This window comes from Pseudoalteromonas sp. SANK 73390 (assembly GCF_054966645.1).
Window position 1 is genome coordinate 76,274 of the sequence record NZ_ARPN01000106.1, and the last position, 13,735, is coordinate 90,008.

12 protein-coding genes and 2 tRNA genes are annotated in these 13,735 nt (G+C 40.6%); 11 read left to right on the forward strand and 3 right to left on the reverse strand.

Annotation, left to right across the window (positions count from 1 at the left end):
• Positions 1-71 precede the first annotated feature (71 nt).
• Positions 72-839 (reverse strand): hydroxyacylglutathione hydrolase, encoded by a 768-nt coding sequence (gloB, locus tag SANK73390_RS13355; RefSeq protein WP_462766501.1) that lies wholly within the window; start codon positions 837-839, stop codon positions 72-74.
• Between the two features lie 52 nt (positions 840-891).
• Here gloB and SANK73390_RS13360 point away from each other — a divergent pair, with 52 nt between their 5' ends.
• Positions 892-1,647 carry a class I SAM-dependent methyltransferase gene (locus SANK73390_RS13360; RefSeq protein WP_462766502.1) on the forward strand — a complete coding sequence of 252 codons (756 nt, stop codon included), beginning with the start codon at positions 892-894 and terminating at the stop codon, positions 1,645-1,647.
• A gap of 4 nt (positions 1,648-1,651) precedes the next feature.
• Here SANK73390_RS13360 and rnhA read toward each other — a convergent pair whose 3' ends face one another.
• Complete coding sequence (gene rnhA / locus SANK73390_RS13365) at positions 1,652-2,116, reverse strand: ribonuclease HI (RefSeq protein WP_462766504.1); 465 nt, start codon at positions 2,114-2,116, stop codon at positions 1,652-1,654.
• A gap of 70 nt (positions 2,117-2,186) precedes the next feature.
• Here rnhA and dnaQ point away from each other — a divergent pair, with 70 nt between their 5' ends.
• The 6 genes from dnaQ to SANK73390_RS13395 all read left to right on the forward strand — a co-directional run bounded on the left by dnaQ (position 2,187) and on the right by SANK73390_RS13395 (position 6,562).
• Positions 2,187-2,891, forward strand: a complete 705-nt coding sequence (gene dnaQ, locus SANK73390_RS13370; protein WP_462766506.1) for a DNA polymerase III subunit epsilon — start codon at positions 2,187-2,189, stop codon at positions 2,889-2,891.
• Positions 2,892-2,903: 12 nt separating this feature from the next.
• The gene (locus SANK73390_RS13375) at positions 2,904-4,262 is read left to right on the forward strand and encodes a TIGR03503 family protein (RefSeq protein ID WP_462766508.1); all 1,359 of its coding nucleotides are present in this window, start codon (positions 2,904-2,906) and stop codon (positions 4,260-4,262) included.
• A gap of 98 nt (positions 4,263-4,360) precedes the next feature.
• Positions 4,361-4,437, forward strand: a tRNA-Asp gene (locus SANK73390_RS13380).
• 203 nt (positions 4,438-4,640) lie between these two features.
• A tRNA-Asp gene (locus SANK73390_RS13385) sits at positions 4,641-4,717 on the forward strand.
• Between the two features lie 175 nt (positions 4,718-4,892).
• The gene (locus tag SANK73390_RS13390) at positions 4,893-5,489 is read left to right on the forward strand and encodes an ABC transporter ATP-binding protein (protein ID WP_462766510.1); all 597 of its coding nucleotides are present in this window, start codon (positions 4,893-4,895) and stop codon (positions 5,487-5,489) included.
• A gap of 2 nt (positions 5,490-5,491) precedes the next feature.
• Positions 5,492-6,562: a DUF6136 family protein gene (locus SANK73390_RS13395; protein ID WP_462766512.1), complete on the forward strand. Its 1,071-nt coding sequence runs from the start codon at positions 5,492-5,494 to the stop codon at positions 6,560-6,562.
• 58 nt (positions 6,563-6,620) lie between these two features.
• Here SANK73390_RS13395 and fadE read toward each other — a convergent pair whose 3' ends face one another.
• Positions 6,621-9,074: an acyl-CoA dehydrogenase FadE gene (gene fadE / locus SANK73390_RS13400; RefSeq protein ID WP_462766513.1), complete on the reverse strand. Its 2,454-nt coding sequence runs from the start codon at positions 9,072-9,074 to the stop codon at positions 6,621-6,623.
• A 280-nt stretch (positions 9,075-9,354) separates the two neighbouring features.
• On the opposite strand from fadE, the gene SANK73390_RS13405 reads away from it, so the two are divergent.
• The 4 genes from SANK73390_RS13405 to SANK73390_RS13420 all read left to right on the forward strand — a co-directional run.
• Entirely contained in the window at positions 9,355-9,657 is a 303-nt protein-coding gene (locus SANK73390_RS13405; protein ID WP_261627111.1) for a DUF6419 family natural product biosynthesis protein, read from the forward strand.
• Between the two features lie 93 nt (positions 9,658-9,750).
• Positions 9,751-10,884, forward strand: a complete 1,134-nt coding sequence (locus SANK73390_RS13410) for a 4-phosphoerythronate dehydrogenase (RefSeq protein ID WP_462766515.1) — start codon at positions 9,751-9,753, stop codon at positions 10,882-10,884.
• Position 10,885: 1 nt separating this feature from the next.
• Positions 10,886-11,902: an aspartate-semialdehyde dehydrogenase gene (locus SANK73390_RS13415; RefSeq protein ID WP_462766516.1), complete on the forward strand. Its 1,017-nt coding sequence runs from the start codon at positions 10,886-10,888 to the stop codon at positions 11,900-11,902.
• Positions 11,903-12,183: 281 nt separating this feature from the next.
• On the forward strand, positions 12,184-13,735 hold a 1,552-nt coding region (locus SANK73390_RS13420), incomplete at its 3' end, for a FimV/HubP family polar landmark protein (RefSeq protein WP_462766518.1).

The window sequence follows — 13,735 nt, forward strand, 5'->3', positions numbered from 1 at the left end:
TACTCGCGCAAAAACCGGACAATACTACCTGTTAAGTGGCTATATTAAAAGTGATTCATGTTCCCTGATGACTAAAACTTATCTTTCCAAACTCTCAGTGCTGCAAAAACTTGCCAAGGTTCAGATAGATTGCTTTTGATATGTTTAGGAATATACTCACTGATATGACTCAAGTTAGCGCGTAAAAAAGGATTAACAGCACGCTCTTTACCAAACGTGCTAGGTAGGGTAGGTAAGTTGTTACTTCTTCTAGAAGCTGCCCATTGCTTGTACTCACTAATATCTTGATTGTCAGGCTCAACGGCACAGGCAAAAGCCAAATTTGCCATGGTGTACTCATGGGTACAATACATTAAGGTTTCATCTTTTAAAGGCGTGAACTTTTTGAGAGATTGCCACATTTGTTCTGCGTTACCTTCCATTAAACGGCCACACCCAGCACTAAATAGCGTATCGCCTGTAAAGCACAATTTGTGGTTTAAGTAGCAAATATGATCAAGTGTATGGCCCGGTGTTTCAATAACAGCGAATTCAATGTTGAATACCGTTATTGTATCACCTTCATATAATGGGTCAGTGATCCCATTATAAGGAGAGTTTGCGGGGCCAAACACTCTCAGTTGAGGCGTAATCTCCTTTAGTGACGCTATACCGGTTGTATGATCCCAGTGATGGTGAGTGACTAAAATTCCTTGTAAACTTGCTTGGTTATCATTTAAAAACCTAACAACTGGTTCAGCTTGGCCGGGGTCAACTACCCATACTTGCTTTTGAGTTGTATCATGAATTGCCCAAATATAATTATCATCAAATGCTTTTATTGGCTTGACTTGCACCATAGTTAATTGCTCTATAAAGTGAGTAGTAGCATTAGTATAACGAGCGAATTCGATGAAACCAGCCTTAAGTTTTCAACAAGGCCCAAAACCGCTTGAATGGAAGGACTTTCCTCATGGCGAATATTTGCGTATCGGTATTGAAAAACGCGTAGAGCAATGGTTACCGAGAATGTTTGGTTACCATATGCTGAAACTGGGCAGCCTTAGTGGGCAAATAGATACCTCTAACAGTGCAATTAAGCACCAAGTTTGTGTATCTCCTTATGCGCTTGGCCATGTTGGTGTAGTGGCTGAAATTGATGAATTGCCTTTTTCTGAGCACAGTGTCGATGCGTGCATATTGAGCCAATGTCTTGAGTATCATTCCGACCCCCATCATATTTTGCGAGAGGCACATCGTACTTTGATCCCCGGTGGGTATATTGTTATCAGCGGCTTTAATCCATTTAGTTTGTGCGGTTTGGCAAACTTACTACCATTTAGTAAAGAAAAACTACCTTGGTCAGGGCGTTTTTTTACGCCATCACGAGTGAAAGATTGGTTAGATTTATTAGGCTTTGAGATTCTTGCTGATGAACGGTTTATTCATGCCTCACTTGCACGAGGGAGTCGACTATCACGATTTGCTCCTTGGCGGCAATTTTGTCGACAATATTTAAAGCCAATGGGTAGCTGTTATATTTTAGTTGCGCGTAAGCGCGTTGCGCCACTTACTCCGATTAAGCCTAAGTGGCATGCCAGACCTAAATGGGCACCTGCTGTAAAAAGTGCGCGTTTAACACAAACATGCTCATCGAGTGATAAATAGCGCGTTATACTTGATAACCTACATCTAACTCTAAAGAGTCGGATGAGGCTGCTTCACGGGCTAAGTCATCAACTAGTTCATTGTATTTATTACCACTGTGACCTTTTACCCATTGCCACTGTATAGTGTGGCGTTGACACGCAATGTCTAACCTTTGCCAAAGATCAACGTTTTTGACGGGGGCTTTTGATGCTGTTAGCCAATTGCGCTTTTTCCAGTTTGCTAACCAAGACTCAATACCTTGTTTTACATATTGGCTATCGGTGTATAGTACGATATCACAATCTCTAGTCAGAGCTTCTAAAGCGGTGATTGCTGCGAGCATCTCCATACGGTTGTTTGTGGTCAGTTGATAGCCTTTAGATAATGTTTTTTCATGACTTTGATAGCGCATGTAAACGCCATAACCGCCGGGGCCTGGATTTCCAAGGCATGACCCATCAGTATAAATCTCTACGGTTTTTTGCACGAATAGCCCTGTTTTTATGTAGAATGTAATTATTAATGGCTAACGATAGCAAAGTTGGGCGACAGACGATATGTTAAAAAGACAAATAGTCCTAGATACGGAAACAACGGGCATCGATCCCAAGGCCGGACATAGGATAATAGAAGTAGGCTGTGTTGAGCTAATTAATCGGCGACTGACAGGCAATAACTTTCATGTATACATCAACCCTCAAAGGGAAATAGAAGAGGAAGCCATTGATGTTCACGGTATTACAAATGAATTTTTGCACGGTAAACCGTTATTTCATGATATAGCTCAAGAGTTTTTTGATTACATAAAAGGTGCAGAATTGGTTATACATAATGCTCCGTTTGATGTCGGGTTTATGGATCATGAATTTGCTAAGTTGAATAAAGGCTTTCCGGCAACTCGTGATTATTGTGAAGTGCTCGATACCTTAGTCATGGCGCGTAACTTGCATCCGGGTCAAAAGAATAATCTTGATGCATTGTGTCGGCGTTACGATATAGATAACTCTAAACGAACGTTACACGGTGCATTGCTGGATTCTGAAATTTTAGCTGACGTATATCTTGGCATGACGGGCGGCCAAGTTAAGCTAAACTTATCAACGGGTAATGATACAAATGAACAAGATGATGGCAAAATTCGTCGATTAGCGGCAAATCGCCCGAGCTTGAAAGTCGTTAAAGCAACACCTGAAGAACTGCAAGCACATCAGGAGCGACTGCAAGTAGTTAACAAAGATGGTGAGACTTTGTGGCAACAATAAAGAGGTAAAGATATGAAACGATTTTGTCTTTGGCTAAGCATTATGATGATGTCAACGTTTGTTGTTGGGGCACCCTCAATCACAGTGCTAGAGCGTGATGGCGTTTCTAATGAGGTACCGTTACTTGATAATCGTTTTCGGATTGACCACAAGGTTGATAAAATTTCTTTGCTATTCTTTCGCAGACCAGGCTCACCTGCAGTTGTTTTAGTTCAACCCGATGGAAGTAAAATATATGCAACCCATGCGTTGCGAGACGAGACCTTGCAATGGTATGACGAGGTAAGCTTTGACCTTATTGTGATAAGTAACCCAACACCCGGGCCTTGGCAAGTAATAGGTAATATTCGCCCTGATAGCCGTGTTATGGTTGTAGGAGAGATAGAGTTGAATGTTGAACCATTGCCACCGCTGGTTTTTAGGGGGGAGACGCTCAAGGTAACGGGAAAAGTAACCAATGATGGTAAGCCGATTAAGATTGGGTACTTTCGTGATGTAGTGTCACTCGTGGTGGATTTTGTCAGTACCAATAATGATAACTATGATAATTTTGGAGCCGGTACACAAAGTGTTACCGAGTTTAAAGATGATGGAAGGGACTTTGATGAGCGTCCAATGGATGGAGTATTCACAGGTGAATTTAAGCTGACGTTTCCTGCAGGGGAGTGGCGACCAGAGTTTCACGTTGAAACGCCTCTAGTTAAGCGTAAAGTTGTTGCTCAGCCTATTTTACTGTCTGAACCGCCATTTGATTATGAGTTGACTCTATCTGACAACAGTGAGTTTGATCATGAGCTAATGATTAAAATTGATAATCAAACTGTCGAGCCAGAGTCTGTTATTTTTCAAGGAAAGATTTTTTACCCAAATGGTGAAGAGCAGCCATTTGCAACAGAGCCGCACAACCGCTTATATAGAATTTTACCAATAAAGAACTATGACTGGGGGCGCTATAGCGTCGAGCTATCAGCGTTTGGTGAAAACATCAATGGTCGCGAGTTTATGGCGACTTTACCGATGTATAAATTTGAAATTGAGCGACCTATTGAAAAAGTCCCTGAGTTAGCTCAACCTATTCCAGTAGTATTATTGCCAGAGCCTCCCCCTGAACCAGAATTAAATACAACTCTAGTGGTCAGTGTTATTGTGATTGGGAATATATTCATTTTGCTAATTGGTTGGTTGGCAATCAGAGTGTTGGTGCAAAATAAGCCAATTAATTTTAAATTTAAGTTTGCGCTATTTAAATCTAAGAAGAATGAGCCTGAACAAGACGCAGAAAATAAAGGTGAGAAAACAAATGCAGATAAAAATGGCTCAAAAAATGACAAAACAGGTGATATTTTGAACCTTTCGATGACAGATGACTAAAAAAGCGAGTATTTTTCAAAAAAACTGTTGACTCTCATGGGGTCGATTCGTATTATTCACGCCGCTGTCAGGGAGCAGTCTGGTAGCAAGAATAATACGGAGTGGTAGTTCAGTTGGTTAGAATACCGGCCTGTCACGCCGGGGGTCGCGGGTTCGAGTCCCGTCCACTCCGCCATTTGATATCTAATACCAAGTTTATTAAAACATTAATAATTACTAGTGAGCTACAACTCACAAATTATGTTAAAAGTTGCTCATGTAGAATAACTACATACCGTAGCTTTTCTCTAGTGAATTAACAACTTATCTGCCGCAATATCTGGTCATTTATTTTATGTTATTGGTATAAGAGGACGCTCTATAAACGCATACCACTGCGGAGTGGTAGTTCAGTTGGTTAGAATACCGGCCTGTCACGCCGGGGGTCGCGGGTTCGAGTCCCGTCCACTCCGCCATTTATTTACTGCCTTATATGAATCCCATCCATATATTTAAACCTATTTTTATAGCATTTCTATTATGCCTTAGCGCCATTATTTTAATAATACCTTGTAACAATATATGGGAAATCCACCGGTATTTCACTTTGTCTTAAAATGATAACATACGTCAAAAATAAGGATTTATTTGATGATTGGTGTTATTAAATTACATAAACAGTTTGCAAATAAACAGGTATTTCATAATTACAGCAACCAATTTGTTGCATCGAAATGTTGTGTTCTGGGTGAGAATGGTCTCGGGAAAACTACTCTTTTCACTTTAATTGCAGGCTTGGACCCTTATTATACAGGAGACATTTTGCTCGCGGGTAAGAGAGTAACTGCATTACAAGATCATGTAGCTTTAGGCTCTGATAAAATACCCTTTCCTGAGTTTTTAACTGCGCGACAAATACTCTCTATGACAAGTAAAAGTTGGGCTTGCGATATGCCTTTAACACTTGCTCAAGTACTCGGTTTTGAACCATTTTTAGATACCCTAGTAAAAGACTTATCCTCAGGAAATCATAAAAAATTGCAATTGCTTAATGCGATTATGCGTAACACGCCTTACTTAATTTTAGATGAACCTAGTGCAGCACTTGATCAACATGGCGTTGAAGTGTTGTGTCATTGGTTGCAGTCATTTTCTGGACAGGTATTGATCAGTAGTCATGAGCCACAACCATTTCTTGATGTGGGCTTTGTCACCCAGCACTTATTCTCAACAGAGGTGGTGGCGTAGAGGTGAATTATTATCAATATCGTAAACAAGCCTTTGGGTACGCACTAAAGGAGCTATTACGGCAGCTCAGTCAATTTGCTCTGATGATCTCAACATTGTTTTATATTTTCCTTCCAGGTTTGCTTGCTGGCCTATTTTTTGGCTTAGGTAAAGTTGTACAAAGTGACAGTGTAGAAACCACAAATCAAATGATGTTGGGTTACTTGTTGATGCAAACTTTGCTCCTGTGTGTATTAAAGCCTGTGATCTTAGATACGCCACATAGATTGTTTCACTTTTCTTTACATAGTTATCGATTAAGACACTTAGTTGCTGATTTTACTCTGTTGCTAGTAAGCCACATATTGCTTTGGTTATCCTTAATTTTGGCGTTTGCTATGGATTGGGACAAATTGATGAGAGCACCACACTTTGTTGCGTTTATTGCGACTCAGGTAAGCTTGGCTATTGTACTCCTGTATCGACCACAGGCCGTAGTGTGGGCATTAGGCAGTGCAATAGTATTGTTGGCACTTGGATTGTCGAGCATAAGCTACTTGCTTACATTTAATGCCATCGTGCTCGTTGCGTGTTGGTTTAAGCCTTTGAAGTTTGTATATGTACCTTCGCAGCTAAATGCGTGGTCATTTTGGCTTGTTTATGGGCTTAATAATGCTTGGTCATTGATATGGCGTATGGTGATTGGTTTACTATTTACTTTGGGAGTTGCTATCATAGGTAAAGAGCGCCCCGAGCTACTACATTGGTATGCACCTATGGTTGCGCTGATTGTGCTTCTTTTATGGGCCTCGATGTGTATAAAAACCACTAAACTAGTCCAAGAACATAGATTGTTTTGGCTCAGTTTAAAACAACAACAAGTTATTGTAGTCACGCTTCATACCATTGTTTTTATTCTATATTTATTATCTTGGTGCTTAATTGTATTTGTGTTGGACTTTGATATATTTATGTTACTAACTTTGTTGTTCATGCCTTTGCTACAGTGGTGTGCTGCAAGGCGACCAAAGAGTTTGGCGGTATGCTGGGCAAGTGTAAGTGTGCTAATTTATATGATAAAAATATTAGTTTGAAGTTATGAAAAAGCCAGCTAATTAGCTGGCTTTGATTCATTTTAGAAATGCAGTAAATTTAGGCGGCACTGGCACCTTGTGTATTAGGTTTAGCACCTTGACCTGCGGTGAGTTCACTGGGATCAAAGTCATCAACATTAATGACGGCTAAACGTTTGGCCTCTACAGCGCTCAGTTTGTCTGCTTCATCTTCATTCAAAGCCCCCAAATCTAAGCCCATTTGTGCTACCTTATCTAGTTGAGTAAATGGTAGCTTTGTACCTTTAGCACGGCATACTTTGTCAAATAATGGTTCAATCTCTAAGATATCGCGCAGAGTTTGCTCTTGTTTACCTAGGATGTTTAGTGGCTCATCTTTTAGGTAAATATGTGCAGCCAACCGCTCGCGAGAGGCATTTGGCGTCTGCAGTATGTGTGCAATCTTGTGCTCAAGCTTATCAGTCGGTTTACGTACAGGGCGACCAAATGGGAAAAGCATTACTTTTAATAACCCACGAAGTACTGCAGAAGGCATATTATTAATTAAGTCAGCCAAGGCGCGTTGACAAAGGTATAAATGCTCTTGGCAACTCCATTGTACAAATGGTAAGTCTTCTTTCTTACGGCCTTCATCGTTATAGCGTTTCAGTGTTGCTGATACTAAATATAAGTAACTTAGCAAGTCACCTAAGCGCGCAGATATGCGTTCTTTACGTTTTAATGAGCCACCAAAAACTGCCATACAGATATCTGACATGAGGGCTAATGATGCACTGTATCGGCTAGCATTGCGATAGAATACTGCCGTTTCGTCGTCGTATGGTACTTTTGTAAAACGTGCACCTGTTAAGGCTAACCATTTAGTTCTTACCAGATTTGAAATGGTAAAACCAATGTGGCCCATTAGTGACGTATCAAAGCTCTCTAGAGCGGCTTGCTTGTCTTCCATGCTCACTGCATTAAGCTCAGCGAGTACAAATGGATGGCATCGAATCGCCCCCTGGCCGTAGATAATCATATTACGGGTTAAAATGTTTGCACCTTCAACAGTAATGGCGATAGGTGCACCTTGATAACCTCTACCCAGATAATTATTTGGGCCCAAACAAATACCTTTACCACCGTGAATATCCATGGCATGCATAGTAGATGTACGCATTTGTTCAGTTAGGTGATATTTTAAAATAGCTGAAACCACCGATGGCTTTTCGCCTGCATCAACTGCACCAGTTGACATGCTTACTGCTGCATCGGTGCTGTATGCATAACCACCAAGTTTAGCAAGTGATTCCTCAATGCCTTCCATTTTACCGATTGGTAGTTTGAATTGACGACGAATTCTACTATAAGCGCCACTCGCAAGAGCCAATGATTTTATACCACCAGTCGAATTTGAAGGAAGCGTGATCACTCGCCCTACAGACAAACATTCAACGAGCATCCGCCAACCTTGTCCGGCCATTGCTGGTCCACCAATAATGTAATCGATAGGAACAAAAATATCTTCGCCTTGAGTAGGACCGTTTTGAAATGGCACATTCAGCGGGAAATGGCGGCGGCCAATTTTGACGCCTGGTGTATTGGTTGGGATCAAAGCACAAGTGATACCAGGTTCTTTGTCTTCGCTTAGTAAACCATCAGGGTCGCGTAGTTTAAACGCTAAACCAAGCACTGTTGCCACAGGCGCTAACGTGATGTAACGCTTATTCCAAGTAAGGCGAATACCCAATGTTTCTTTACCTTCCCATTCGCCTTTGCAGACAATACCAAAGTCAGGGATCGCTGATGCATCAGAACCTGCTTCAGGAGAGGTTAGTGCAAAACAGGGGATCTCTTGACCTGTGGCTAATTTAGGTAGGTAATGTTCTTTTTGATCTTCAGTACCGTAGTGCTGAAGTAACTCGCCAGGACCGAGCGAGTTTGGTACGCCAACAATAGATGATAGTAAAGTTGATTTACTGGTCAGCTTTTGCAATACACAAGATTGTGCATAGGCCGAAAACTCAAGACCGCCATACTGTTTTTTAATGATCATGGCAAAGAATTTATTATCTTTTAGGTACTGCCATACATCTTCAGGGAGGTCGGTTAGTTCATGAGTTGCTTTCCAATCGTCTAGCATGGCGCATACTTCTTCAACTGGGCCATCTAAAAATGCCTGCTCCTCAATTGTTAAGCGAGATTGTGGATACTGGTGAAGCTTTTTCCAATCAGGGTTACCACAAAAAAGGTCGGCTTCCCACCAAGTAGTGCCAGCAGCAATAGCCGATTTCTCAGTATCTGACATGGTTGGCGTTACTTTTTTAAACGCTTTGAAAAGAGGTGCAACAATATATTGTTGACGAATATTAGTGAGTGATAGCGGCACCACAATGGCTAAAAAGAGTAACCATGAGAATGCGCCAAATGCACCAAAAAAGGTACCAATGAGTAGTGTAATTGCAGCAACACCTACTGAGGTGTTCCAGCTTGCTCGGTGATAGCTTGCAATGCTAACAAGCGCTATCAAAGTTAAAGTGAATATGAGTGTCATGTTGTTCTTCCTTATAAGAGGTCTGACCACCTTGGCTAGACTAGCCTTTACGGCGAATCATTTCAAGAGAAAAAACGCTTCATTTACTGTAGTTAATACAAGCAATATTCGCTTACTTTAAATATAAATTTGGTATAGCCCTGTCAGTGCGCTTTGTAGCGACTAATTGCCAAGGTGTTTTTAAGATGTAAATTAAAAAGGTAATTAACCCGTAAAAAAGATTGATTTTTGAGCTTTCACGCCTATTGTTTTAGAAGATTAATTAAGGAAGGAACCTTAAATGATTAGTTCAATTTTTGTGGTATCAATTTCTTTATTTGCAACATGGATGTCGGTGAATCTTTATACTCCCGCCATTTTCTTCAACTTATTTTGCTGTTTAATCAGTGCTTGGTATGGTTATCACGGACACTTAAATATGGCTCTGGCACTGGCATTTTTTAATGTTTTGGCAGTGTTAATGAGTCCCTTACTTGTGTTGCCAGAACAAAAAACCACGACTTTAATGGTTTTGTTGTTACTAATAGCTATGTTTTCGGGTATTGCAGCGGGTGTTCATAAGATAAAAACTAAGAGTGGCTAGGGGTAGAGGTATTTCATTACAATATCGCGAAATTCGCATTTTACATTAGCTTGGGTATACAATATCGCTCTCGTGCACAGTTTGGAATTTTAAATGAAGATCCTCGCAGATCAAAATATGCCTTTGGTAGAAGAGTTTTTTTCTGATTTAGGTGAAGTTAAGCGTTTTGATGGTCGCAACTTACAGGCATCGTCATTGCAGGATGTGGACGCGTTACTTATTCGCTCTGTGACTAAAGTGAATGCGCCCTTGTTGGCACAGGCAAATAAGTTGCAGTTTGTTGGTACTGCAACGATTGGTATTGATCATGTTGATACGCATCTACTTGCACAACAAGACATCGCTTTTACAAATGCTCCGGGGTGTAATGCAGTTGCAGTAGCGGAATATGTTATTAGTGCTTTATATGCGTATGCCCAAGAAACTGATACCTGTTTACAAGGTAAAACCTTGGGGATTGTAGGCGTTGGAAGTATTGGTAAGTGCCTTCAGCACAAGCTCGCCGATACTGGTATCAAATTATTATTGTGTGATCCTGTGCGTTTTAAGCAAGGGGATTTAGACGAGCATATAGATATTGATGCTGTTTTGGAACAAGCTGATATCGTGACATTTCATGTGCCATTGATTAAAGAGGGGGAAGATAAGACTTTTCATTTAATGGATGAAAATCGTATCAGCAAGTTAAAAGAAAATATGCTGCTTATCAATGCTAGTCGCGGTGATGTGATAGATAATCAAGCTTTGCTAAAATCACTTCAAAATGGGCAAAGGTTAGAACTTGTATTAGATGTATGGGAGAATGAACCCAATATTCTTACTGCACTTTTACCATACACTCGGTTTGCGAGTGTTCATATCGCAGGACATAGCCTTGAAGGTAAAGCGCGCGGCACACAAATGCTGTATGACGGCCTGTGCGAACGATTAGGCGTATGTGCTAACAAACAGCTTGAGGCATTTTTGCCCGTCCCAGCGCTGACTAAATGTAGAACAGAAAAAACCCTAACAGAACAAGACTTAGGGCGTTTAGTACATCTAGTCTATGATATTCGCAGAGATGATGGTTTAATGCGAGCCAATTTAACAAGTCATGGTTTTGACAGTCTGCGTAAAAACTACCCCCCAAGACGTGAATTTAGTACACTCAACATTGATAACATGAGTGTGCATGGGGACGTATTAGCAACGTTAGGTTTTAATGTAATTGAAAAGAATGAGGGTTGATATGTCGCAAAAGTTTAATGTGGTGGTATTAGGGGCTACGGGTCTGGTAGGTAAACAAATTATAGACATATTAGAAGAACGCAAATTTCCAGTTGACCAGTTATTTGCATTGGCTAGTAGTCGAAGTGCTGGCGAAGAACTCGATTTTCGTGGTGAGAAAATTGAAGTACTCGATGTTGAACAGTTTGATTTTTCTCAGGCACACATAGGGTTATTTTCAGCAGGTGGTAGTGTTTCAGAAAAGTATGCTCCGATCGCTGCGGAAGCTGGATGCGTGGTAATTGATAACACATCACATTTTAGATACGATTATGACGTACCACTGATCGTGCCTGAAGTTAACCCTGCTAGTTTGGCTGATTTTCGTAATCGTAACATTATTGCAAACCCAAACTGCTCAACAATTCAAATGCTGGTTGCGTTAAAACCAATTTATGATGCTTATGGCATTGACCGTATTAATGTTTCAACATACCAAGCTGTATCTGGAGCGGGTAAAGAGGCGGTTGATGAACTTGCTAAACAGACCGCTAACTTGATGAATGCAAGGCCAGTTGATAGTCAAGTTTTTACTAAACAAATCGCCTTTAATGTCATTCCTCAAATTGATGTATTTCAAGATAATGGCTATACCAAAGAAGAAATGAAGATGGTGTGGGAAACACATAAAATTTTAGGTGATAGTAGTGTAATGGTAAACCCTACAGCGGTGAGAGTACCTGTATTTTTTGGGCATGCTGAAGCAATACACCTAGAAACGAGAATGCCGTACGATATTGAGCACGTAAAGCAGCTGTTAAGTGACGCGCCAGGTGTTGAACTAATAACAGATGAGCAGGATTACCCAACACCAGTGAGTGATGCAAGCGGTAATGACACTGTGTATGTTGGTCGTGTTCGACAAGATATTTCTCACCCACTTGGCCTAAACCTTTGGGTTGTTTCTGATAATACTCGAAAGGGAGCGGCAACTAATAGCGTGCAGATAGCAGAAGAACTCGTAGCGAACTACCTATAATTATAATACATTAATAATGTGCTGCTTTATGGCAGCATATTGCCTCAACTTGCCATAACAAAAGCAATAATGTCAGACGTTTGACTTATCAATTTAGCTATAACTAAAGTTAACTCATCATAAATTATTATAAGCATGTTAATTTTCAATGCGTTGCAATGGATATTCCAAGGTAACTGGTTTATAGTTTGAACTTGGAATAGAGCTTGCAGTAGCAATCATTAGCAACATTTTGATGTTTAGCAAAAAATAATGTTGAACATAGTACTGAAAGGACCAACATGCGCGGTTTTGTCGTTTTTTGTATCTTTGTCTTCACATTGATCACATTGCCAGTCAACAGCTTAGAAGAGCCCCAAATTAAAGGGCCAAAAGGAGTTGATTATGGTCAGCAAGGTCGATCAATTGGGCCAATTAAATCCTCTGATACGCTTTGGCGTATTGCTCAAAAAATTAGACCTGATGACTCAGTGAGTATTTATCAGGTGATGAGCGCGCTTTATCGAAAAAACCCTCAAGCATTTTTAGACCAAAACCTCAATCATATGCGTGATGGCGCATACTTGAAAATTCCTACGATGGGAGAGATTCGTAAAGAAAACCCTAACTTTGCACGGCAGCGCTCTGATCAAGATGATGCTTTGTGGGAACTGAAAAAAAGCGGAATGCTTGATACTCAGTCAATAGAAGAGGCTCAGAAGAAAGTCACCCAAGCGCGTAAGATTGATGTTGAAGAGGCACAAGATGCATTAACTAAGCAACTAAAATCAATTCAGTTGGAGCAAGACTCGAGACTCATGGATTTGCAATCACAGTTTCGCAGCTCAGTAAAAAATGTTGAAGAAATCCTAGTCGAAAATGATAAATTAAAGAAACAGCTAGGTAGTATCTCAAAAGAATTACAAAATGTGCGTGAGCAGTTGGGAAAAGATAGCGAAATTCAACAACAGTTACAGTCAGTATTAAACTTGCAAACCGCACTCATTGAACGTCAAGAAGTACAAAACAAACAATCACAAAGCAGCTTTAATTTTAGCTCTGCTCTAAGTAATCCAATTGTACTGGTGTTGTTGGCAACATTGCCTGCTTTGCTGGCAATTGGTGCTGGAATTTTCTTTTTGAGAAAACGCAAGCAAACACAAGATACTGTTGATGATGAAGACGACTTTTTACCTCAAACCCCAGCAGCAGCTAGCGACCCTCTGGATTTGGGTATGCCTACGGCAGCAGCGGAAACTGAGGTTGAGGATAGCGTTCAATTAGACGACGATATCTTACCTGAAGACGATGATATAATGTTTGACTCATTGGAAGAGGATGCCTTTGATGAGGGGAGTGGGGAGCTTGACCAAGACGAGTTAGATAGCTTACTCAACGATGATATCGTATTTGATGATGAAACAGCTGAAACTGACACTCCTGAAGACTTAGATGATTTCTTGCAGCAAAATTTTGATGAACAAGACACGGAAGCCGGTGATACGGTGTCATTGGATTTAGATGGAGATACAGATGAATTACTGAGCTCTTCAGAAATAGATGACATGCTTAATGCAGAATCAGAACTCAATGAAGAGGAATTAGATGTTAGCGATGATGCACTTGCTGCATTAAGTGAAGAATTAGCTGATGATCAGCAAGATATCGATATTGATGAGCTTGTTCAAAGTGAGAGTGAAGATGACTTTGATATTGATGATTTAATAGATGAAGCCTCCGAACAAGATTCTGATTTAGGCGCAGAGCTGGACCCTGATGATATTGATAGTTTACTCGATGGCGAGCAAAGCAAAGAGAGGTGGTTGAGCTTGAAGAGGAAGCCGATGATGACTT

Excerpts from the sequence above, each read along its gene's own strand:
- fadE (WP_462766513.1), bottom strand. The coding sequence starts at position 9,074 with ATGACACTCATATTCACTTTAACTTTGATAGCGCTTGTTAGCATTGCA.
- SANK73390_RS13360 (WP_462766502.1), top strand. The coding sequence starts at position 892 with ATGAAACCAGCCTTAAGTTTTCAACAAGGCCCAAAACCGCTTGAATGG.
- SANK73390_RS13410 (WP_462766515.1), top strand. The coding sequence starts at position 9,751 with ATGAAGATCCTCGCAGATCAAAATATGCCTTTGGTAGAAGAGTTTTTT.
- gloB (WP_462766501.1), bottom strand. The coding sequence starts at position 839 with ATGGTGCAAGTCAAGCCAATAAAAGCATTTGATGATAATTATATTTGG.
- SANK73390_RS13390 (WP_462766510.1), top strand. The coding sequence starts at position 4,893 with ATGATTGGTGTTATTAAATTACATAAACAGTTTGCAAATAAACAGGTA.
- SANK73390_RS13375 (WP_462766508.1), top strand. The coding sequence starts at position 2,904 with ATGAAACGATTTTGTCTTTGGCTAAGCATTATGATGATGTCAACGTTT.
- SANK73390_RS13405 (WP_261627111.1), top strand. The coding sequence starts at position 9,355 with ATGATTAGTTCAATTTTTGTGGTATCAATTTCTTTATTTGCAACATGG.
- SANK73390_RS13415 (WP_462766516.1), top strand. The coding sequence starts at position 10,886 with ATGTCGCAAAAGTTTAATGTGGTGGTATTAGGGGCTACGGGTCTGGTA.
- dnaQ (WP_462766506.1), top strand. The coding sequence starts at position 2,187 with ATGTTAAAAAGACAAATAGTCCTAGATACGGAAACAACGGGCATCGAT.